21 protein-coding genes are annotated in these 18,598 nt (G+C 58.4%); 18 read left to right on the top strand and 3 right to left on the bottom strand.

Annotated features, from left to right (window positions below; all coding sequences use genetic code 11):
- The first annotated feature begins 140 nt into the window (after nt 1-140).
- From ACZ89R_RS24430 to ACZ89R_RS24380, 11 genes are all read left to right on the top strand, one after another.
- Entirely contained in the window at nt 141-1,268 is a 1,128-nt protein-coding gene (locus tag ACZ89R_RS24430) for a branched-chain amino acid ABC transporter substrate-binding protein (RefSeq protein WP_123499227.1), read from the top strand.
- 233 nt (nt 1,269-1,501) lie between these two features.
- Nucleotides 1,502-2,425: a high-affinity branched-chain amino acid ABC transporter permease LivH gene (gene livH / locus ACZ89R_RS24425; RefSeq protein ID WP_008074580.1), complete on the top strand. Its 924-nt coding sequence runs from the start codon at nt 1,502-1,504 to the stop codon at nt 2,423-2,425.
- Nucleotides 2,422-3,678, top strand: coding sequence for a high-affinity branched-chain amino acid ABC transporter permease LivM (locus ACZ89R_RS24420; protein ID WP_427625743.1), 1,257 nt, complete (start codon nt 2,422-2,424; stop codon nt 3,676-3,678). The genes livH and ACZ89R_RS24420 overlap by 4 nt, the downstream gene beginning before the upstream one ends.
- Entirely contained in the window at nt 3,675-4,442 is a 768-nt protein-coding gene (gene livG / locus ACZ89R_RS24415) for a high-affinity branched-chain amino acid ABC transporter ATP-binding protein LivG (protein WP_007906647.1), read from the top strand. Before ACZ89R_RS24420 ends, livG begins: the two co-directional genes overlap by 4 nt.
- Nucleotides 4,443-5,144: an ABC transporter ATP-binding protein gene (locus ACZ89R_RS24410; protein ID WP_007906649.1), complete on the top strand. Its 702-nt coding sequence runs from the start codon at nt 4,443-4,445 to the stop codon at nt 5,142-5,144.
- 265 nt (nt 5,145-5,409) lie between these two features.
- Nucleotides 5,410-5,814: an antitoxin Xre-like helix-turn-helix domain-containing protein gene (locus ACZ89R_RS24405; protein WP_429544335.1), complete on the top strand. Its 405-nt coding sequence runs from the start codon at nt 5,410-5,412 to the stop codon at nt 5,812-5,814.
- Nucleotides 5,808-6,500: an RES family NAD+ phosphorylase gene (locus ACZ89R_RS24400; protein ID WP_429544336.1), complete on the top strand. Its 693-nt coding sequence runs from the start codon at nt 5,808-5,810 to the stop codon at nt 6,498-6,500. Before ACZ89R_RS24405 ends, ACZ89R_RS24400 begins: the two co-directional genes overlap by 7 nt.
- Nucleotides 6,501-6,660: 160 nt before the next feature.
- Nucleotides 6,661-6,966 carry a BufA1 family periplasmic bufferin-type metallophore gene (locus tag ACZ89R_RS24395; RefSeq protein ID WP_429544337.1) on the top strand — a complete coding sequence of 102 codons (306 nt, stop codon included), beginning with the start codon at nt 6,661-6,663 and terminating at the stop codon, nt 6,964-6,966.
- Between the two features lie 25 nt (nt 6,967-6,991).
- Entirely contained in the window at nt 6,992-7,846 is an 855-nt protein-coding gene (gene bufB / locus ACZ89R_RS24390) for an MNIO family bufferin maturase (RefSeq protein ID WP_429544338.1), read from the top strand.
- Nucleotides 7,843-8,601, top strand: a complete 759-nt coding sequence (locus ACZ89R_RS24385) for an HvfC/BufC N-terminal domain-containing protein (protein WP_429544339.1) — start codon at nt 7,843-7,845, stop codon at nt 8,599-8,601. Before bufB ends, ACZ89R_RS24385 begins: the two co-directional genes overlap by 4 nt.
- The gene (locus tag ACZ89R_RS24380; RefSeq protein WP_429544340.1) at nt 8,598-9,083 is read left to right on the top strand and encodes a DoxX family protein; all 486 of its coding nucleotides are present in this window, start codon (nt 8,598-8,600) and stop codon (nt 9,081-9,083) included. Before ACZ89R_RS24385 ends, ACZ89R_RS24380 begins: the two co-directional genes overlap by 4 nt.
- Nucleotides 9,084-9,283: 200 nt before the next feature.
- Here the strand turns inward: ACZ89R_RS24380 and ACZ89R_RS24375 are convergent, their stop codons facing one another.
- Nucleotides 9,284-10,198: a LysR family transcriptional regulator gene (locus ACZ89R_RS24375; RefSeq protein ID WP_429544341.1), complete on the bottom strand. Its 915-nt coding sequence runs from the start codon at nt 10,196-10,198 to the stop codon at nt 9,284-9,286.
- 105 nt (nt 10,199-10,303) lie between these two features.
- On the opposite strand from ACZ89R_RS24375, the gene ACZ89R_RS24370 reads away from it, so the two are divergent.
- The 3 genes from ACZ89R_RS24370 to ACZ89R_RS24360 all read left to right on the top strand — a co-directional run bounded on the left by ACZ89R_RS24370 (nt 10,304) and on the right by ACZ89R_RS24360 (nt 13,452).
- Nucleotides 10,304-10,903 (top strand): short chain dehydrogenase, encoded by a 600-nt coding sequence (locus tag ACZ89R_RS24370; RefSeq protein WP_218398320.1) that lies wholly within the window; start codon nt 10,304-10,306, stop codon nt 10,901-10,903.
- A gap of 183 nt (nt 10,904-11,086) precedes the next feature.
- Nucleotides 11,087-11,743, top strand: coding sequence for a COG3650 family protein (locus tag ACZ89R_RS24365; protein WP_429544342.1), 657 nt, complete (start codon nt 11,087-11,089; stop codon nt 11,741-11,743).
- 95 nt (nt 11,744-11,838) lie between these two features.
- Entirely contained in the window at nt 11,839-13,452 is a 1,614-nt protein-coding gene (locus ACZ89R_RS24360) for an NAD(P)/FAD-dependent oxidoreductase (protein WP_429544343.1), read from the top strand.
- 142 nt (nt 13,453-13,594) lie between these two features.
- Here ACZ89R_RS24360 and ACZ89R_RS24355 read toward each other — a convergent pair whose 3' ends face one another.
- Entirely contained in the window at nt 13,595-14,692 is a 1,098-nt protein-coding gene (locus tag ACZ89R_RS24355; protein WP_429547814.1) for a PLP-dependent cysteine synthase family protein, read from the bottom strand.
- Between the two features lie 246 nt (nt 14,693-14,938).
- Here ACZ89R_RS24355 and nhaA point away from each other — a divergent pair, with 246 nt between their 5' ends.
- The 4 genes from nhaA (at nt 14,939) to ACZ89R_RS24335 (ending at nt 18,015) form a co-directional block, all read left to right on the top strand.
- The gene (gene nhaA, locus ACZ89R_RS24350) at nt 14,939-16,126 is read left to right on the top strand and encodes a Na+/H+ antiporter NhaA (protein ID WP_429544344.1); all 1,188 of its coding nucleotides are present in this window, start codon (nt 14,939-14,941) and stop codon (nt 16,124-16,126) included.
- 121 nt (nt 16,127-16,247) lie between these two features.
- Nucleotides 16,248-17,435, top strand: coding sequence for an S-type pyocin domain-containing protein (locus ACZ89R_RS24345; RefSeq protein ID WP_429544345.1), 1,188 nt, complete (start codon nt 16,248-16,250; stop codon nt 17,433-17,435).
- An 11-nt stretch (nt 17,436-17,446) separates the two neighbouring features.
- Nucleotides 17,447-17,695, top strand: coding sequence for a pyocin S6 family toxin immunity protein (locus ACZ89R_RS24340; protein WP_429544346.1), 249 nt, complete (start codon nt 17,447-17,449; stop codon nt 17,693-17,695).
- Nucleotides 17,692-18,015 carry a colicin E3-like toxin immunity protein gene (locus ACZ89R_RS24335; protein WP_429544347.1) on the top strand — a complete coding sequence of 108 codons (324 nt, stop codon included), beginning with the start codon at nt 17,692-17,694 and terminating at the stop codon, nt 18,013-18,015. Before ACZ89R_RS24340 ends, ACZ89R_RS24335 begins: the two co-directional genes overlap by 4 nt.
- Before the next feature lie 115 nt (nt 18,016-18,130).
- On the opposite strand, the gene ACZ89R_RS24330 is transcribed toward ACZ89R_RS24335, so the two are convergent.
- Entirely contained in the window at nt 18,131-18,595 is a 465-nt protein-coding gene (locus ACZ89R_RS24330; protein ID WP_218398330.1) for an outer membrane lipoprotein, read from the bottom strand.
- Nucleotides 18,596-18,598 lie beyond the last annotated feature (3 nt).

Genomic DNA, 18,598 nt, shown 5'->3' with positions numbered 1-18,598 from the left:
CCCAGGCTAACAATCGGCGCTCTACACTGTACCGGTACAGTTGCCGGGGGCATTTTCCGGAGGATATCAACGATATCTGACCCGGTTCTGCTGCTACGGCGCCAGGACTATAAAAACTACAACAGTAAGAGTGGAGCACTATGACTAAGGCTACTAAGCAGATTTCAAAACTGTTTGCCGCTATGGTTCTGGCCGGGGTTGCCAGCCATTCGTTCGCCGCTGACACCATCAAGATCGGCATCGCCGGCCCTAAAACCGGCCCTGTAGCCCAATACGGCGACATGCAGTTCAGTGGCTCGAAAATGGCCATCGAACAAATCAACGCCAAGGGCGGCGTCGACGGCAAGAAGCTCGAAGCCGTTGAATACGATGACGCCTGCGATCCAAAACAAGCGGTTGCTGTTGCGAACAAAGTCGTCAACGACGGCGTCAAGTTCGTGGTGGGTCACCTGTGCTCCAGCTCCACTCAACCGGCTTCGGACATTTACGAAGACGAAGGCGTGATCATGATCACTCCGGCTGCCACCAGCCCGGACATCACCACTCGCGGCTACAAAATGATCTTCCGTACTATCGGTCTGGACAGCGCCCAGGGCCCTGCCGCCGGTAACTACATTGCCGATCACGTCAAACCGAAAATCGTTGCTGTGCTGCACGACAAACAGCAATACGGTGAAGGCATCGCCAGCGCCGTTAAAACCACCCTCGAGAAGAAAGGCGTCAAGGTTGCCGTGTTCGAAGGCATCAACGCTGGCGACAAAGACTTCTCTTCGATGGTCTCCAAGCTCAAACAAGCCAACGTCGACTTCGTCTACTACGGCGGCTACCACCCGGAGCTGGGTCTGCTCCTGCGTCAATCCCAGGAAAAAGGCCTGAAAGCCAAGTTCATGGGGCCGGAAGGCGTGGGTAACGACTCCATTTCGCAGATCGCCAAGGAAGCTTCCGAAGGCCTGCTGGTGACCCTGCCGAAATCCTTCGACCAGGATCCGGCCAACATCGCCCTGGCTGACGCGTTCAAAGCCAAGAAAGAAGACCCGAGCGGTCCGTTCGTGTTCCCGTCCTACTCGGCTGTGCAAGTCATCGCCGAAGGCATCAAGGCCGCCAAGAGCGAAGACACCGCAAAAGTGGCTGAAGCTATCCACAAGGGCACGTTCAAAACCCCGACCGGCGACCTGTCTTTCGACGAAAAGGGCGACCTGAAGGACTTCAAATTCGTGGTTTACCAGTGGCACTTCGGCAAACCTAAAACTGAAGTTTCGCCTCAGTAAGGCCTTGGCCTGACTGACTGCCAATAAAGCCCACGGCGTGCCGTGGGCTTTGTTTTACGAACGTATTGGGCCGCGCTGGCGTGATCCGCCAGTCTCCCCACCTGAAAATCTCAAAACCGTCATCAGCGGTTCGCTGGCAAACCTCGAATTCGAAGTGGATGCAGATCCACGGGGCTCGAGCGGGAAAATGACTCCACCAGTGAAATGCGTATCAGGTTTTTAGGAGCGCTGTAATGCCTGACATCTATCACTTCTTCCAACAGCTGGTTAATGGTCTGACCATTGGCAGCACGTATGCCCTGATCGCCATCGGCTATACGATGGTTTACGGCATCATTGGAATGATCAACTTCGCCCACGGCGAGGTGTACATGATCGGCTCTTACGTGGCGTTCATCGCCATCGCCGGGCTGGCCATGCTGGGACTCGACAGTGTCCCTCTCTTGATGACCGCGGCTTTCCTCGCGACCATCGTCGTGACCAGTGCCTACGGTTACAGCATCGAACGGATCGCCTACCGCCCCCTGCGCGGCAGCAACCGTCTGATCCCGCTGATTTCCGCCATCGGCATGTCGATCTTCCTGCAGAACACGGTTCTGCTGGCGCAAGACTCCAAGGACAAATCCATCTCCAACCTGATCCCTGGCAACTTCGCCATCGGGCCAGGTGGCGCACATGAAGTGCTGATTTCCTACATGCAAATCGTGGTGTTCGTGGTGACCCTGGTCGCCATGCTCGGCCTGACGCTGTTCATCTCCCGTTCTCGCCTGGGTCGCGCCTGCCGCGCCTGTGCCGAAGACATCAAGATGGCCAACCTCTTGGGTATCAACACCAACAACATCATCGCCCTGACCTTCGTCATCGGTGCGGCACTGGCGGCCATCGCGGCCGTGCTGCTGAGCATGCAATACGGCGTGATCAACCCGAACGCCGGTTTCCTGGTCGGCCTCAAGGCCTTCACCGCAGCAGTATTGGGCGGTATCGGCAGCATCCCCGGCGCGATGCTCGGCGGGCTGGTGCTTGGGGTGGCGGAAGCCTTTGGTGCCGATATCTTCGGCGACCAGTACAAGGACGTCGTGGCGTTCGGTCTACTGGTTCTGGTGTTGTTGTTCCGGCCAACCGGCCTGTTGGGCCGTCCGGAGGTTGAGAAAGTATGACTAGGAATCTTAAACAGGCGTTGTTCAGCGCCTTGCTGGTGTGGGCGGTTGCCTACCCGGTACTCGGTCTGAAACTGACCATTGTCGGCATCAACCTCGAAGTCCATGGCACCAGCACTGCAACGCTGATCACCATCGCCGTGTGCTCGGTGCTGATGTTCCTGCGGGTGCTGTTCGACCAGCAGATCAGCTCGGCCTGGAAAGCCTCGCCCAACCTGCCGGTGATCCCGGCCAAGGCCAGTACCTTCCTGACCCTGCCAACCACCCAGCGCTGGATCATCATCGCGTTGATCATCGGTTCTCTGGTCTGGCCGTTCTTCGGCTCTCGCGGTGCGGTGGACATCGCCACGCTGGTGCTGATCTACGTGATGCTCGGCCTGGGCTTGAACATCGTGGTCGGCCTGGCTGGCCTGCTCGATCTCGGTTATGTCGGCTTCTACGCCGTGGGCGCCTACAGCTACGCGCTGCTGTCGCACTACTACGGCCTGAGCTTCTGGATCTGCCTGCCGATAGCCGGGATGATGGCGGCCACGTTTGGCTTCCTGCTCGGTTTCCCGGTACTGCGTTTGCGCGGTGACTACCTGGCAATCGTGACCTTGGGTTTCGGTGAAATCATCCGTCTGTTCCTGCGTAACCTGACCGACCTCACCGGCGGCCCGAACGGCATCAGCAACATTCCCAAGCCCACGCTTTTCGGGCTGAGCTTTGATAGAACTGCCGCAGAAGGTCTGCAGACCTTCCACGAGTACTTCGGCCTGGAATACAACTCGATCAACAAGGTGATATTCCTTTACCTGATCGCGGTGTTGTTGTCGTTGTTCGCGCTGTTCGTCATCAACCGCTTGCTGCGCATGCCCCTGGGCCGTGCCTGGGAAGCGCTGCGTGAAGACGAAATTGCCTGCCGTGCACTGGGTCTCAATCCTACGGTCATCAAGCTGTCGGCCTTCACCCTCGGTGCCTGCTTCGCCGGTTTCGCCGGTAGCTTCTTCGCCGCGCGCCAAGGCCTGGTGACACCGGAGTCCTTCACCTTCATCGAATCGGCGACCATCCTCGCCATCGTGGTGCTGGGCGGCATGGGCTCGCAACTGGGCGTCGTACTCGCCGCCACGGTGATGATCCTGTTGCCGGAAATGATGCGTGAGTTCAGTGAATACCGCATGTTGATGTTCGGCGCCTTGATGGTGCTGATGATGATCTGGCGTCCACAAGGTCTGCTGCCGATGCAACGCCCCCACATGGAGCTGCGCAAATGAGCCGTGAGATCCTGAAAGTCACTGACCTGAGCATGCGCTTCGGCGGCCTGTTGGCGGTCAACAGCGTGGCCCTGACTGTCAAAGAGAAACAAGTGGTATCGATGATCGGCCCCAACGGCGCCGGCAAGACCACCGTGTTCAACTGCCTGACCGGTTTCTACCAGCCCACCGCCGGCAGCATCGTGCTGGACGGCGAGCAGATCCAAGGGTTGCCGGGCCACAAGATTGCCCTCAAAGGCGTGGTGCGCACCTTCCAGAACGTGCGGCTGTTCAAGGACATGACAGCGGTCGAGAACCTCTTGATCGCGCAACACCGTCACCTGAACACCAATTTCCTGGCCGGTCTGTTCAAGACCCCCGCGTTCCGCAGAAGCGAACGCGAGGCCATGGAATACGCCGAGTACTGGCTGGAAAAGGTCAACCTCAAGGAGTTCGCCAACCGTCCGGCCGGCACCCTGGCCTACGGTCAGCAACGTCGCCTGGAAATCGCTCGCTGCATGATGACCCGCCCGCGGATCCTCATGCTCGACGAACCGGCTGCCGGCCTCAACCCGCGGGAAACCGAAGACCTCAAGGCACTGATCGGCATCCTGCGTGAAGAGCATGATGTGACCGTGCTGCTGATCGAACACGACATGAAACTGGTCATGAGCATTTCCGACCACATCTTCGTGATCAACCAGGGCACGCCTCTGGCCGACGGTACGCCGGAACAGATCCGCGACAATCCTGAAGTGATCAAAGCCTACCTGGGGGAAGCGTAAATGCTGCAGTTCGAAAACGTTTCCACCTTCTACGGCAAGATCCAGGCGCTGCACAGCGTCAACGTCGAAGTCCGCCAGGGCGAGATCGTGACGCTGATCGGCGCCAACGGTGCCGGCAAGTCGACCCTGTTGATGACCCTCTGCGGTTCGCCGCAGGCCCACAGCGGCAGCATCCGCTACATGGGTGAAGAGCTCGTCGGCCAGGACTCGTCGCACATCATGCGTAAAAGCATCGCCGTGGTCCCGGAAGGTCGTCGGGTGTTTGCCCGCCTGACCGTGGAAGAGAACCTCGCCATGGGCGGATTCTTCACCGACAAGGGCGATTATCAGGAACAGATGGACAAGGTCCTCGGACTTTTCCCACGCCTGAAAGAGCGCTTCGCCCAACGCGGCGGCACCATGTCTGGCGGCGAACAGCAAATGCTCGCCATCGGCCGTGCGCTGATGAGCAAGCCCAAGCTGTTGCTGCTCGACGAGCCATCGCTGGGCCTGGCACCGATCATCATCCAGCAGATCTTCGACATCATCGAACAACTGCGCAAGGACGGTGTGACGGTGTTCCTGGTGGAGCAAAACGCCAACCAGGCGTTGAAAATCGCTGACCGTGCCTATGTGCTGGAAAACGGCCGGGTGGTGATGACAGGGACAGGTGAAGCGCTGCTGACCGACCCGAAAGTGCGCGAAGCGTACCTCGGTGGTTGAGCGATCGCGGTAAACAAAAAACGGCCTTCGCAGGCCGTTTTTTTATGCCTGCCACAATCCCCACAACAATGAAGATCCCCCGTAGGAGCTGCCGAAGGCTGCGATCTTTTGACTTTGATCCTTTCTGAATTACTGAAGATCAAGATCAAAAGATCGCAGCCTTCGGCAGCTCCTACGGGGTCTGCGTATTCACAACACGAACAAACTTGCTCCATGGATACATATTTCATATATTTGTATCTATAGACAACACAAAGTGATCGCCATGACAGCAACCTCCCAGGCCCAAGCATTCAGCAAAGACCAGTGCGTGACTGGTTTGCGAGCGGCTGTAGGCATACTCGAAAAGTGGCAAGCGTCGAGCGATCAGGCCTGTCGTATCTTGCGCATTTCCCGCAGTACGTATTCCCGGGCAAAGCAGCGCGATCCCGAATGGTCCGTCAGCCTGGATTCAGACCAGATGCAGCGCATCAGTTTTATTCTCAACATCCATGCCACCCTGCGCCTTGTCTTTGATAACCCTGAAAATGTCTATGGTTTTGCTGCGATGGCGAACGAGAACGAGTTCTTCAACGGGCGTAGCCCGCTCGAAATCATGTCTCAAGGGGATATGATTTCCCTGTACGAGACGTTTCGGCGGATCGACATGCTGCGAGGCGCACAATGGTAACGGTGAGCCAGTTGGCTGTATTGGCCGGGGAACAGTTGCAGGCCTACCGATTGATCAATTCAAAATTTCCGCCCATTGCGCTGTTTGACGACGTGGCAAACGCGGACGAATTTGATGTGCTGTATCAGATCCAGGCCCTCACCAATCCGAGGCTGCAAAATGAAGTCGGCCGGCTTGAGCTGATACCGCGTGCGCAGATTCCCTTCGGCATCCCTGGGTGCTCTTACGCAATCGCTCCTTTCACCCACATCAATCCAGCGGGTTCGCGCTTCAGCGATGGCAGTTTCGGCGTGTTGTACCTGGCTGCCACGATGGAAACCGCACTGGCCGAGGTGCAGCATCATCAGAACCAATATTGGTCGAAAGTCCAGGGGCTCAATTACGAGAGGTTTGTTTTCCGCGGGTTATCCTGCACTTTCGTTGACGAAGCCATGAGGGATGCGGTGTCCATTGCGATGGACGATCCTGTCTACGATCCTGTCGATTACACGCACTCCCATCGATTGGGAAAGGCCATCAAGGATGCCGGAATCCCTGGTCTGCGGTACAACTCCGTGCGCATGCAGGGGAGCCACTGCTGGGCACTGATGACTCCCAACCCCCTCTCATCGATCACTCAAACAGCCCACTACGAGATGGTCTGGAACGGTCAGATCACCAGCGTCAGTAAAATCAGCATTGCCTGAGGATCTTATCGGCCTCCTCTGCCAGAGGGGATTGATGGTGTTTTCGAGGATTTCTGAAAAAAATTCCGGGCAGGCTGTAACACATCACCCTATGGTTTCTCTAGAGCAGTAAGCAAGCACAAACGCTTGCCAACCAAAGCTCAATTCCGGAGAAAACACCATGACTGCTACCACTCGCACCCTGTCCGCCACCGCCCTGGTTCTGGCTCTCGGGTCTGCCCTGAATATCGCCGCTGTGTCCACTGCCCATGCCGCTGACGACAACATGGAAAAATGCTTCGGCGTGGCCATGAAAGGCAAAAACGATTGCGCCGCAGGCGCTGGTACTACTTGCGCAGGTACGGCAAAAACCGACTATCAGGCCAATGCCTGGAAATACGTTCCTAAGGGCACTTGCGTCTCCACGATGAGCAAAACCTCGCCAACCGGTTTCGGCCAATTGGAAGCCTACAAACCCAAGTCGTAATCCGCACCCAGCCTGAGTGTCGACCATGAACCCTATACTTTCCGGGCTCCCGCCCCGCTCCGGGCTGGGGCTCAAGACCGAGCACTTTCGTGAAGTGCTCGGTACTCAACCGGACATCGGTTTCTTCGAAGTCCACGCCGAAAACTATATGGTGGCCGGCGGCCCGTTTCATCATTTTCTGGGGTTGATTCGCGAGCAGTATCCGCTATCGCTACACGGCGTTGGCCTGTCCATTGGAGCCGAAGGTCCGCTGGATCTTCAGCACCTGCAAAGGCTTGCCACGCTGATCGAACGCTATCAACCCCAATCCATTTCCGAACACCTGGCCTGGTCCAGCCATGGCCCGGTGTTTCTCAATGACCTGCTGCCCCTGGCCTACGATGCGCCGACGTTGAACCGCGTCTGCGAGCATATCGATCAGGTGCAGAGCACCCTCAAACGCCCGATGCTGCTGGAGAATCCAGCGACGTATCTGGCGTTCCAGCGCTCGACAATCGATGAAGCCGACTTCATCAGTGAGGTCATTCGCCGCACCGGTTGCGGCCTGCTGCTGGACGTCAACAACGTCTACGTCTCCTGCATCAATCACCAAAGGGATCCGCTGGCCTACATCGACGCGCTGCCGCTGCAGGCGGTGGGAGAGATTCATCTGGCCGGGTTTGCCGAAGACACCGACAGCCTCGGCGACCGTATGCTGATCGACGATCACGGTGCGCCCATCGATAACGCGGTGTGGGCGCTGTACAGGCAGGTACTGGAGCGAGTTGGCCCGATCGCCACGTTGATCGAGCGCGACAACCAATTGCCGGCCTTCAGCGTGCTGCATGCCGAAGCCCGTCAGGCTGATGAGTTGCTGCATTGCGCGGGGGGCCGATCATGAGCACTCAAGCTGCGTTTGCCGCCGCTCTGCTCGATCCGCAACGCCCCTGCCCCGACGGCTTGTTCAGTGCCAATGGCGCCGATCCCGCCCGCCGTTTCGCGGTGTATCGCAACAATGTGCAGAGCTCGCTGATCAACGCCCTGGCCGACAGTTACCCCGTGGTTCTGCAGTTGGTGGGCGATGAGTTCTTTCGGGCGATGGCGGGGCTGTATGTGCAGAGTTACCCGCCTCAAGGCCCACTCATCAACGACTACGGTAAGGACTTTTCCGAGTTCATCGACAGCTTTGAACCGGCAGCCAGCGTGCCTTATCTGGCCGACATGGCGCGGCTGGAGCGGTTGCGCGTTCAGGCCTATCACGCCGCCGATGCGCAGCCCTTGCGCCATGAACAGATTGCCGCAGCGCTGTCGGACCCGCAGGCGCTGAGCGAGCTGACGGTCGGGTTTCATCCCTCCCTGAGTCTGCTGACTTCAGCTTTTGCCGTGGTTGCGATCTGGGCGGCGCATCAACAAGACGCGACGCTGGCCGGGATCGACCTCGGCCACGGGCAAAACGCGCTGGTGTTGCGCAATGGTCTGGAGGTTGAGGTCTTTGCCATCGACCACGGCGCCTGCACCTTCATTCAGAACCTGCGAAACGGCCAATCCCTGACCCAAGCGTTAGAGACAGCGCCCGACTTCGACCTCAGCCAAACCCTGGCGCTGCTGATCAGCCACAACGTCATTACCCATTTACACCACAAGGTATCGCCATGAACACCCACCAGAACCCCATCGCCCGCGCCATCAAGTGGCTGGAAAAAATCCCTCACAGCCTGATCGCCTTTATCGCGCGTTTTTCGATTGCCGCGGTGTTCTGGAAATCTGGGCAGACCAAGGTGGAAGGCCTGGCCATCGATTTGATCGAGGGCACGTTTCAACTCGGCGTACCAAGGCTGGCGGACTCGACCATCCCGTTGTTCCAGAGCGAATATCACCTGCCGCTGCTCTCCCCGGAACTGGCGGCGCACCTGGCGGCCTTTGCCGAGCATTTCTTTCCGATGCTGATTCTGATCGGCTTTGCCACCCGCTTTTCGGCTCTGGCGCTGTTGGGTATGACCCTGACCATTCAGCTGTTCGTGTACCCCGATGCCTATCCGACCCACGGCACCTGGGCTGCGGTGTTGCTGTACTTGATGGCGACCGGGCCGGGCAAGTTGTCGATTGATCATCTGATTGCCAAGCGGTATGCCCACTAACGACGAACCATCGACGGATAGGGATCCCCTGTAGGAGCTGCCGAAGGCTGCGATCTTTTGATCTTGATTTTCAGCGGCTCCGAAAAGAGCAAGATCAAAAGATCGCAGCCTTCGGCAGCTCCTACGCCGATCGTCATAAGCCGATCCAATTACCCCCATCACCATTACCGCTACAGCCGATCCAGTTACACCAGTTCCCGTTATCGTTGAAGCCGATCCAACGCCTCGCCACTGCGTTTGAACCAACCCATCAAATAATCCGCCAGCACTTGGGTACGTTTCGGCAAACCGCCCTGATACGGGTGCACCAGGTACATCGGCATGCTGCGGGTCTGATAATCGCGCAGGAGCCAGCGCAAACGCCCGTCAGCCAATTCCTCTTGCAGCAAATACGACGGCAAACGCGCAATGCCCGCATCCGCCAGCGCGGCTTTCTTCAAGAGATTGTAATGGTTGCTGGCGAACGGCCCCGACACTCGTACCCGCAGTAACTCGTGCTGTTGGTGATAGAGCCATTCTTCGCGACCGCTGTAATGGCTGTTGAGCAGGCAGCGGTGTTCGGCCAGTGCCTGAGGCGTCAGTGGTTCACCGAATCGCTCAAGGTACGCGGGGCTGGCGCAGGTCATCTCGTGCCAGGCCAGCAGTGGGCGGGCGACCAGGCGTTCGTCGTTGGCCACTTCCGAGCGGATTGCCAAATCGAAACCGTCCCGGGACAGGTCGCGGTAGTTATTGTTGAGCTCCAGCTCGATCTGCACCTCGGGGTATTGCCGGGAAAACTCCAGCAGCGCGCCGTCAAAGAAGGTTTCCCCCAATGAAACCGGAACCGTCATCCGCACAGGGCCGGCCATGTCGTCTTTCAACCGCGCCAAGGCCTGACGTGCTCGCTCGACTTGAACCACCAGCGCCTGGGCTTGCGGCAACAACGCCGCGCCCGCCGCCGTCAGGCTCAAGCGGCGCGTAGTGCGTTGTAGCAACACCACGGCAAACCGCGCTTCCAGCAGGCTGATGCGCTTGGAGAGTTGCCCTTTACTGCAGCCCAGTTGCTGGGCAGCCGAGGTGAAACTGCCCGCCTCGATCAACACCGCGAATGCCGCCAGGTCGTCCATTTCGCTCATGGATTGTTTCCATTTGAAAACCAAAGGTTGCCTATTAGCCCGCTTATTTATGGAAAAAACCACTCTAAACTTAAATATAAATCCAACCCATTCAGGTACATCACGATGAAAATTCTTTTGATCGGCGCCTCTGGCACCGTCGGTTCGGCCATTGACCATGAACTGTCCCAGCGCCACGAAGTCATCCGTATCGGCCGCAAGAGCGGTGAGTTTCAGGTCGACATCAGTGACAGCGCCTCGATCCGCAAATTGTTCCAACAGACCGGCAACTTCGATGCGCTGATCTGCGCCGCTGGCAGCGTCAACTTCGTGCCACTGGCGACCATGACCGAACAAGACTTCGAGCTCGGCTTGCGGGACAAGCTGATGGGTCAGGTCAACCTGCTGCTGATCGGCCGGGAATTCGCCAATGACGGTGCATCCTTCACCTTCACCACCGGCATCCTCAGCCACGATCCGATTCGTACCGGCAGCTCGGCCTCCATGGTCAACGGCGCCCTGGACAGCTTCGTCCGTGCAGCAGCGATCGAACTGCCGCGCGGTTTGCGCATCAATTCGGTCAGCCCGAACGTGCTGGTCGAAGCCATGGGCAGTTATGCCCCGTACTTCCGTGGCTTCAAACCGGTTCCCGCCGCCGAAGTGGCGCTGGCCTACGCCAAAAGCGTGGAAGGCTTGCAGACCGGCCAGACCTACCGCGTCGGCTAAACCACTGCCAAAATCAAAAGATCGCAGGCTTCGCCAGCTCCTACAAAAGGCTCGGCGTACATCCCGTAGGAGCTGCCGCAGGCTGCGATCTTTTGACTTTATTCTGGGAAAGCGAGGACATTGCAGGGTTGTGATGAACGGTCAGGCTGAGTAACGTGGCGACACTTGTCAGGAGACTCAAAGATGCGTGTTGCCCGTTCGTTGGTACTTGTTGCCCTGCTTCCGCTGTTCGCCGCCTGTCAGTTGCTTGATGGCCCGCGCGAAAGTGCTTCCCATGTGGGCCAGACCCGCCTGCAGGGCCAGTTGACAGCGGCCGACGGCAAGTTGCTGTTCCAACCGTGCAATGAGCAGCGCAGTTATGTGGTCAACGACACCGGCGGCACCAGCGTCCTGCAAGAAGCCGCAAGCCTGGCCGATGATCAGGGCAAGCTGTTCGCAGACGTGCGCGGCCGGATCACCGCCAGCGGCCAGCTGGATCTGGAGCAGTTGTACCGCGTCGAACGCTCGGGCACGGCGTGCGATGACCCCGATTTCAAGCAGCTGACGCTGCGCGCCGCCGGCCATGGCCCGGAATGGAACGTCAGAGTCAGCGGCAAAGGCATGGTCATCGACCGCGCCGGTCAGCCGCCCCTGGCCCTGCCGTACGTTGAAGAGCAACTGGGCGATGGCCGTTTCAACCTGAGCACCGAAGCCAATAACCAGCGCATCGAGCTCTGGGTCGCGCCGCAACGTTGCGTCGACGGCAGCACCGGCAGCGTGCAGCACATGAGCGCCGAACTGCGCATCGATGGCCAGGTGCAACGCGGCTGCGGGTATTTTGGCGGTTCGCGTAACGACTGATCGTTTTTGCCTCACGGGAATCATTCTTTGAGGCTTATAATCGCGGGCTTCAAACGCCTTGGCGCAGTTGTGCGCCCCGCGAACCGGATCCCGTCATGTTACGAATCACCGAACTCAAGCTGCCGATCGACCATCCCGAAGAAGACCTGCGCCCTGCCATCGTGCAGCGCCTGGGCATCGCCAGTGATGACCTGCTCGATTTCACCTTGTTCAAGCGCAGCTACGATGCGCGCAAAAAGTCCTCCGAACTGTGCTTCATCTACACCATCGACCTCAACGTTCGCGATGAAGCGTCGGTGCTGCACAGGTTCGCCGATGACCGTAACGTCAACGTGGCGCCGGATGTCAGCTACAAAATGGTCGGCCAGGCACCGGCTGACCTGAGCCAGCGCCCGATCGTGGTCGGGTTCGGCCCGTGCGGAATCTTCGCCGGGCTGCTGCTGGCGCAAATGGGCTTCAAACCGATCATCCTCGAACGTGGCACCGAAGTGCGTCAGCGCACCAAGGACACCTGGGGCCTGTGGCGCAAAAGCGTGCTCAACCCCGAATCCAACGTGCAGTTCGGTGAAGGCGGCGCAGGTACGTTCTCCGATGGCAAGCTCTACAGCCAGATCAAAGACCCGAAATTCATCGGTCGCAAAGTCTTGCACGAGTTCGTCAAAGCCGGCGCGCCGGAAGAAATCCTCTACGTCAGCAAACCGCACATCGGTACGTTCCGTCTGACCGGTGTCGTGGAAAACATGCGTGAGCAGATTCGCGCCATGGGCGGCGAAGTGCGCTTCCAGCAGCGCGTCACTGACGTCTTGATCGAAGACGGCCAACTGGTCGGTGTCGAGCTCAATGGCGGCGAGCAGATCCATTCGAAACACGTGATTCTGGCCCTCGGCCACAGCGCCCGGGATACCTTCCGCATGCTGCACGGCCGCGGCGTGTACATGGAAGCCAAGCCGTTCTCGGTGGGTTTCCGCATCGAGCACCCACAATCGCTGATCGACCGCGCGCGCCTGGGCAAGTACGCCGGGCACCCGAAACTCGGCGCTGCCGACTACAAACTGGTGCACCACGCCAGCAACGGCCGTTCGGTCTACAGCTTCTGCATGTGCCCGGGCGGCACCGTGGTGGCGGCGACCTCCGAGCCGAACCGCGTGGTCACCAACGGCATGAGCCAGTACTCGCGTAACGAGCGCAACGCCAACTCCGGGATCGTTGTCGGGATCACCCCGGAAGTCGATTACCCGGGTGGCCCACTGGCTGGCATCGAGTTGCAGGAACGCCTGGAATCCCACGCCTTTGTGTTGGGCGGCAGCAATTACGAAGCGCCAGCGCAATTGGTCGGAGACTTCATTGCAGGCAAACCGTCGACCGAATTGGGCAGCGTCGAGCCGTCCTACAAACCGGGCGTTGCCTTGGGCGATTTGGCCCTGGCGTTGCCGGCGTTCGCCATCGAAGCCATTCGCGAAGCCTTGCCGGCGTTCGAGAAGCAGATTCGTGGCTACTCGCTGCACGACGCCGTGTTGACCGGGATCGAGACGCGCACGTCATCGCCGCTGCGCATTACCCGTAACGAGTCGATGCAAAGCCTGAACGTGAAGGGCTTGTTCCCGGCGGGTGAAGGCGCGGGTTATGCGGGCGGGATTCTGTCGGCGGGTGTCGACGGGATTCGGATTGCCGAAGCGGTGGCCCGAGACATACTTGGCCTCGAGGCCTGACCGGCATTTCCTGACAAAATGCAAAACCCTGTGGGAGCGAGCCTGCTCGCGATAGCGGATTAACATTCAACAGAGATGTTGACTGATCTACCGCTATCGCGAGCAGGCTCGCTCCCACATTGATTTCAGCGTCCGACCAATATCAAATATTGGCGCGCAACACGCTGGCCGGCAACGGCTCGCCACGCTCGACACTCGCCGCCACGGCATCCATCAAACCACTCAACTCATACCCTTGGGCCTTGAGCCAGGCCCGATCGTAATAGGTGGTGGCATAGCGCTCGCCGCCATCGCACAGAATCGCCACGATCGACCCCGACTCCCCCGCCGCCTTCATCTGTTGCGCCGCCATCAGCGCGCCAATCAGGTTGGTGCCGCTTGATCCACCTACATGCCGACCCAAACGCTGCGCCAGATAGTGCATCGCCGCCAGCGACAACGCATCCGGCACTTTGACCATCGCATCGATCACCTTGGGCAAAAATGACGCTTCCACCCGCGGCCGACCAATGCCTTCAATCCGTGATCCGCAATCCAGGCGCAAGCTGGCATCGCCGGTCTGGTAATAGTCGAAGAACACCGAACGCTCGGCATCGGCGCACAACACGCGGGTGCAGTGCTGGCGATAGCGCACGTAACGGCCGAGCGTCGCGGTAGTGCCTCCGGTGCCGGGGCTGGAAATCAGCCAGCTCGGTTCCGGATGTTGCTCGAAGCGCATCTGCTGGAAGATCGATTCGGCGATGTTGTTGTTCGCCCGCCAGTCGGTGGCGCGTTCGGCGTAGGTGAACTGATCGATGAAGTGCCCGTCATGCTCGCGAGCCAGGCGTTCGGACTCGGCGTAGATCTGCGTCGGATCGTCCACCAGATGGCTCTTGCCACCGTAGAAAGCGATCTGCGCGATCTTTTCCTTGGACGTGGTCGCGGGCATCACCGCAATGAACGGCAACCCCAACAAGCGGGCGAAGTACGCCTCGGAAATAGCCGTCGAACCGCTGGAGGCTTCGATCACCGGCGCACCGGGTTTGAGCCAGCCATTACACAGGGCGTAAAGAAACAACGAGCGCGCCAGCCGATGTTTCAGGCTACCGGTGGGATGGCTCGACTCATCCTTGAAATACAACTCGATACCCGGCAATCCCGGTAGCGGCAAGGGAATCAGGTGGGTATCGGCGCTACGCTGGAAGTCGGCTTCGATGATCCGGATGGCTTCGCGGGCCCACTGTCGGTTGTCGCTCATGATGGTTTTCTCGTTGAATCAGGCAAAGAGTCGGCCTTGTCGCAAGGCTCAGCCCACAAGCTTAGGAAAGAACCTACATCATGCACAGATACAGCTGAGGTCCAATACGTCCGGCAACTGCTAGGCTCGCCTTTGCTGACCGTCCGTGTTGTAACGGCATATAACAAAAAAGAATATAACTTTTGTTTTAACAACTAACGGTACGGGTTAGGGTGTGCCACCTTTTGAATTCATCGATGGAGAGCGACCTTGCCTCTGCGTAGCACGTTCACGCGTTTCTTTCAGTTGGAAGCTGCCAGCGGTCTGTTATTGATCGCCGCGGCCGCTCTCGCCCTGATCATCAACAATTCATCGCTGTCGTGGCTCTATAGCGGGCTGCTGGACACCCCCGTGGTGGCTCAGATCGGCGCGCTGAAAATCGCTAAGCCACTGCTGTTATGGATCAACGACGGCTTGATGGCCCTGTTTTTCCTGCTGATCGGCCTGGAAGTTAAACGCGAAGTCCTCGACGGCCAGCTGTCTAGACCCTCGCAAATCGTCCTGCCCGGCGCGGCGGCAATTGGCGGCATGGTGGTGCCGGCGCTGATCTACTGGTTCCTCAACCGCGACAACCCGTCCGCCCTGAGTGGCTGGGCCATTCCAACCGCCACCGACATCGCCTTCGCCCTCGGTGTATTGGCCCTGCTGGGCAAACGCGTACCGGTGTCGCTGAAACTGTTCCTGATGACCTTGGCGATCATCGACGACCTGGGCGCGATCATCATCATTGCGATCTTCTATTCCGGCGCACTGTCGACCTTGTCCCTGGCATTGGCCGCAGCCTGCATCGCGGCCTTGATCGGGATGAACCGACTCGGCGTGGTCAAGCTCGGGCCGTACATGATCATCGGGCTGATCCTCTGGGTCTGCGTACTCAAGAGCGGCGTGCACGCCACGCTGGCCGGCGTGACCCTGGCCTTCTGCATTCCACTGCGCACGAAAAACGCCGAGCCTTCGCCGCTGCTGACCCTGGAGCATGCCCTGCATCCGTGGGTGGCCTACGGCATCCTGCCGCTGTTCGCCTTCGCCAACGCCGGCCTGTCCCTGAGCGGCGTGACGGTCGAAAGCTTCACCCACGACGTGCCAATGGGCATCGCCATCGGCCTGCTGCTGGGCAAGACCATCGGTGTCTACGGCCTGACCTGGCTGGCGGTAAAAATCGGCATTGCCACCCTGCCCCAGGGCGCCAACTGGGGTCAGGTGCTGGGTGTGGCGATCCTCTGCGGCATCGGTTTCACCATGAGCCTGTTCGTCGGCTCCCTGGCCTTCGTGCCCGGCACCAGTGAATACGCCGGGATGGATCGAATGGGGATTCTGACCGGCTCGATACTGGCGGCATTGATCGGTTATGCGGTGACGGCGGCTGCGAGTCGCAAGAACCCCGCACTGCCTTCCTGAGCGATAGAGAACACTCTTAGCGACATTCAGGATTCGTCCTACAGCCACGATTAACCACGTTCGTTAACGTCGTGCAGCCCCTCTTTCAGGGGTTGCCGATGGACGAGCGAAAGGACAATCAGTGGCTGGCAACAAGGACATCCCCCGGGTTAAAAACCCACCGTCAGGCGATGGGCATCACGTCACCCACCGCTACATGACTGCCACTGAATTGGCCGAGCGGGACGCCAGGCAAAACGCCTACGACGCCATGCTCGCCAGGCAGCAGATCTTCGAAGACAGCCTTCAAGTCGCTGCGAAAAAAGACAACGTTGTCCGCGCGGGCTGCGTATTCGCCAAGTCCTGCAAACTGCCCGATGCAATCATCGACTACACGAATCCCTCTGGCGTTGTTCCGACTGACAGCCTGAAGGATTACGGCGAACTGATCCTGCTCGGTGCTCGCGAGGCCGATGAAAGCGGTGTTGTACCGCTCAAGAAAATCAGTGGCACTGCGATTCCGGCAGGTTTCGGCAGTTTTGCTTTGACCGGCTCAGCGTTCGCCGCACTGCCCGCCGTCGCCGCCAGCACCGCTGCGGCTACCTTGGCAGGCCTGGTGGCCCTGGTCATACCGTCGAGCCTTGGCGACAGCTCGCTCTACACCGAAGACCAACTGCGCGCCCTTAAACAGGCCCGCACCCGCGTGCGCCTGCGGGTCGAGCAACAGGCTGACGGCAGTCTCAAGGGATACGGTTTCTACACCGGCAAGAATCGCGATTGGGAAATGGTCGATGTCGCGCAATTCACCTTGCGCGGCAGTCAGCACGTGGCTGAACTTGGGGATGGTATAGAGCTGATCTGGACGCCGGTCGAAGACGGTTCAAACATTCTCGGAATCCCCGCCCTGGAAGCCGCACCGCAAGCACCACACATCTGGGTTTACCCGCCGACGAAGGCGGCTGACAGCATCATCGTGAACCCGGTGTATCCGCCGGAGTACAAGGATTTCATTCTGGTGTTTCCGGCAGATTCGGGGGTGTTGCCGGTTTATATTGTTGTCAGTCAGAACGGGGATCATGCGTACACCGGCGCTCCTAAAACACTACCCGCATTCCCTGATGCAACTCGAGTGAAGTCGAAAGCCTCTGTTCAAGGTGGGGGGAAGGAGCGAACCCGTTGGCTAGATCGTAAGGGGCGAATTTATGAATGGGACTACAAGAGTAACGCAGTGGAAAAATACACCAAGTTGGGAGTCCATCTGGGTGAATACAACCATATTACAGGCGAACAAACAAAACCCGCCAAACCTGGCAGAAGAACTTCAAAATAAAGGATGAAAACATGCGTTACCTTTCAATCAGCGGTTTTTTTCCTGACGAAAAGCAGGACGACTCTTTACAATTCGAGCTGGACATTGACGGCATCGAACTCAACGAAAAGATTGCTCAACTGATTGAAGCAAAACAACTTCATGAGCTTGAACCTGGAGAATTGCGATTAAACGAGGAACAGGTAATGAAACTTGCAGATCTCCTGAACATCAAGTTCCCCGAGGGACTAGAGTATTTCATGGGTACGTACGCTAGGTGACGGAAGCTGCAAACTCAAGCATCTACTACGATTTAAAACAGTATAACTTTTTAACACGGGATCACATGGGACTAAAGCTAAAGCTGGAATGGTATGACAAAAATACCGAACTTTGCGAAGGGGAAGCGCTTTCAAATGACTTTGGTGAGGATGGCTCTATCATTGAGGCTCTGGGTATCCCTATCGAAAATAATATCAACAATGGTGGATTTGATGTTTTACCTATATGGGTATGTAAGCTTCAGCCTCTATTCGAGCATCCGATAAATATTGCTGCCTTTGATTACCAGGTTTCGTTTCGACACCGACAGACATGGTGAAATTTTCAGGCTTGGAGCAATTAATCGGTGCCCACACCAGCACATAAAAAATCTTCAACAAAAGAAAACCCCGACCAGTCACCTGATCGGGGTTTTCTTTTACCCGTATTCCCGCTTAGTGCGCAACGCGGCTGGTGCCATCAACCGTGGCAATCCGCACTCGCTCACCCACGCGGAACACTTCGTTTGGCTGAACTTCCTGCACGTAGGCGCGCATGCTGCCATCGTCTTCTCGCACGGTAATTTCAACACCTTGCGTACGGGTCAGGCCTTCTTCGGCGGCCGAGCCTATCAGGCCGCCGGCGACAGCGCCGATGACCGCTGCGACGATGCTGCCGCGACCGCCGCCAATGGCGCTACCGCCGACACCACCCACGGCTGCGCCCGCGACGCTGCCGATCGGGGTTTTGGTGCCTTCGATTTTCACCGGACGCAGGGCTTCAATGGTACCCATGCGAATCGTCTGCACACGACGCGCTTCGTCACGGGAGTAGGAGTCACCGGTCAGGCTCGATTGGCAACCGGAGAGCAACATCGCCATCGTGGAAAAGGAAGCAACCAGCAGAACAGACTTACGCATAGC

This window comes from Pseudomonas sp. TE3728, from assembly GCF_056279145.1.
The sequence above is the reverse complement of the archived record's forward strand: the minus strand, read 5'-3'. Positions and strand labels throughout refer to the sequence as shown.

Bases quoted from the DNA above. Each gene is read 5' to 3' on its own strand.
- ACZ89R_RS24430 (WP_123499227.1), top strand. From the start codon at position 141: ATGACTAAGGCTACTAAGCAGATTTCAAAACTGTTTGCCGCTATGGTT.
- livH (WP_008074580.1), top strand. From the start codon at position 1,502: ATGCCTGACATCTATCACTTCTTCCAACAGCTGGTTAATGGTCTGACC.
- ACZ89R_RS24420 (WP_427625743.1), top strand. From the start codon at position 2,422: ATGACTAGGAATCTTAAACAGGCGTTGTTCAGCGCCTTGCTGGTGTGG.
- livG (WP_007906647.1), top strand. From the start codon at position 3,675: ATGAGCCGTGAGATCCTGAAAGTCACTGACCTGAGCATGCGCTTCGGC.
- ACZ89R_RS24410 (WP_007906649.1), top strand. From the start codon at position 4,443: ATGCTGCAGTTCGAAAACGTTTCCACCTTCTACGGCAAGATCCAGGCG.
- ACZ89R_RS24405 (WP_429544335.1), top strand. From the start codon at position 5,410: ATGACAGCAACCTCCCAGGCCCAAGCATTCAGCAAAGACCAGTGCGTG.
- ACZ89R_RS24400 (WP_429544336.1), top strand. From the start codon at position 5,808: ATGGTAACGGTGAGCCAGTTGGCTGTATTGGCCGGGGAACAGTTGCAG.
- ACZ89R_RS24395 (WP_429544337.1), top strand. From the start codon at position 6,661: ATGACTGCTACCACTCGCACCCTGTCCGCCACCGCCCTGGTTCTGGCT.
- bufB (WP_429544338.1), top strand. From the start codon at position 6,992: ATGAACCCTATACTTTCCGGGCTCCCGCCCCGCTCCGGGCTGGGGCTC.
- ACZ89R_RS24385 (WP_429544339.1), top strand. From the start codon at position 7,843: ATGAGCACTCAAGCTGCGTTTGCCGCCGCTCTGCTCGATCCGCAACGC.
- ACZ89R_RS24380 (WP_429544340.1), top strand. From the start codon at position 8,598: ATGAACACCCACCAGAACCCCATCGCCCGCGCCATCAAGTGGCTGGAA.
- ACZ89R_RS24375 (WP_429544341.1), bottom strand. From the start codon at position 10,198: ATGAGCGAAATGGACGACCTGGCGGCATTCGCGGTGTTGATCGAGGCG.
- ACZ89R_RS24370 (WP_218398320.1), top strand. From the start codon at position 10,304: ATGAAAATTCTTTTGATCGGCGCCTCTGGCACCGTCGGTTCGGCCATT.
- ACZ89R_RS24365 (WP_429544342.1), top strand. From the start codon at position 11,087: ATGCGTGTTGCCCGTTCGTTGGTACTTGTTGCCCTGCTTCCGCTGTTC.
- ACZ89R_RS24360 (WP_429544343.1), top strand. From the start codon at position 11,839: ATGTTACGAATCACCGAACTCAAGCTGCCGATCGACCATCCCGAAGAA.
- ACZ89R_RS24340 (WP_429544346.1), top strand. From the start codon at position 17,447: ATGCGTTACCTTTCAATCAGCGGTTTTTTTCCTGACGAAAAGCAGGAC.
- ACZ89R_RS24330 (WP_218398330.1), bottom strand. From the start codon at position 18,595: ATGCGTAAGTCTGTTCTGCTGGTTGCTTCCTTTTCCACGATGGCGATG.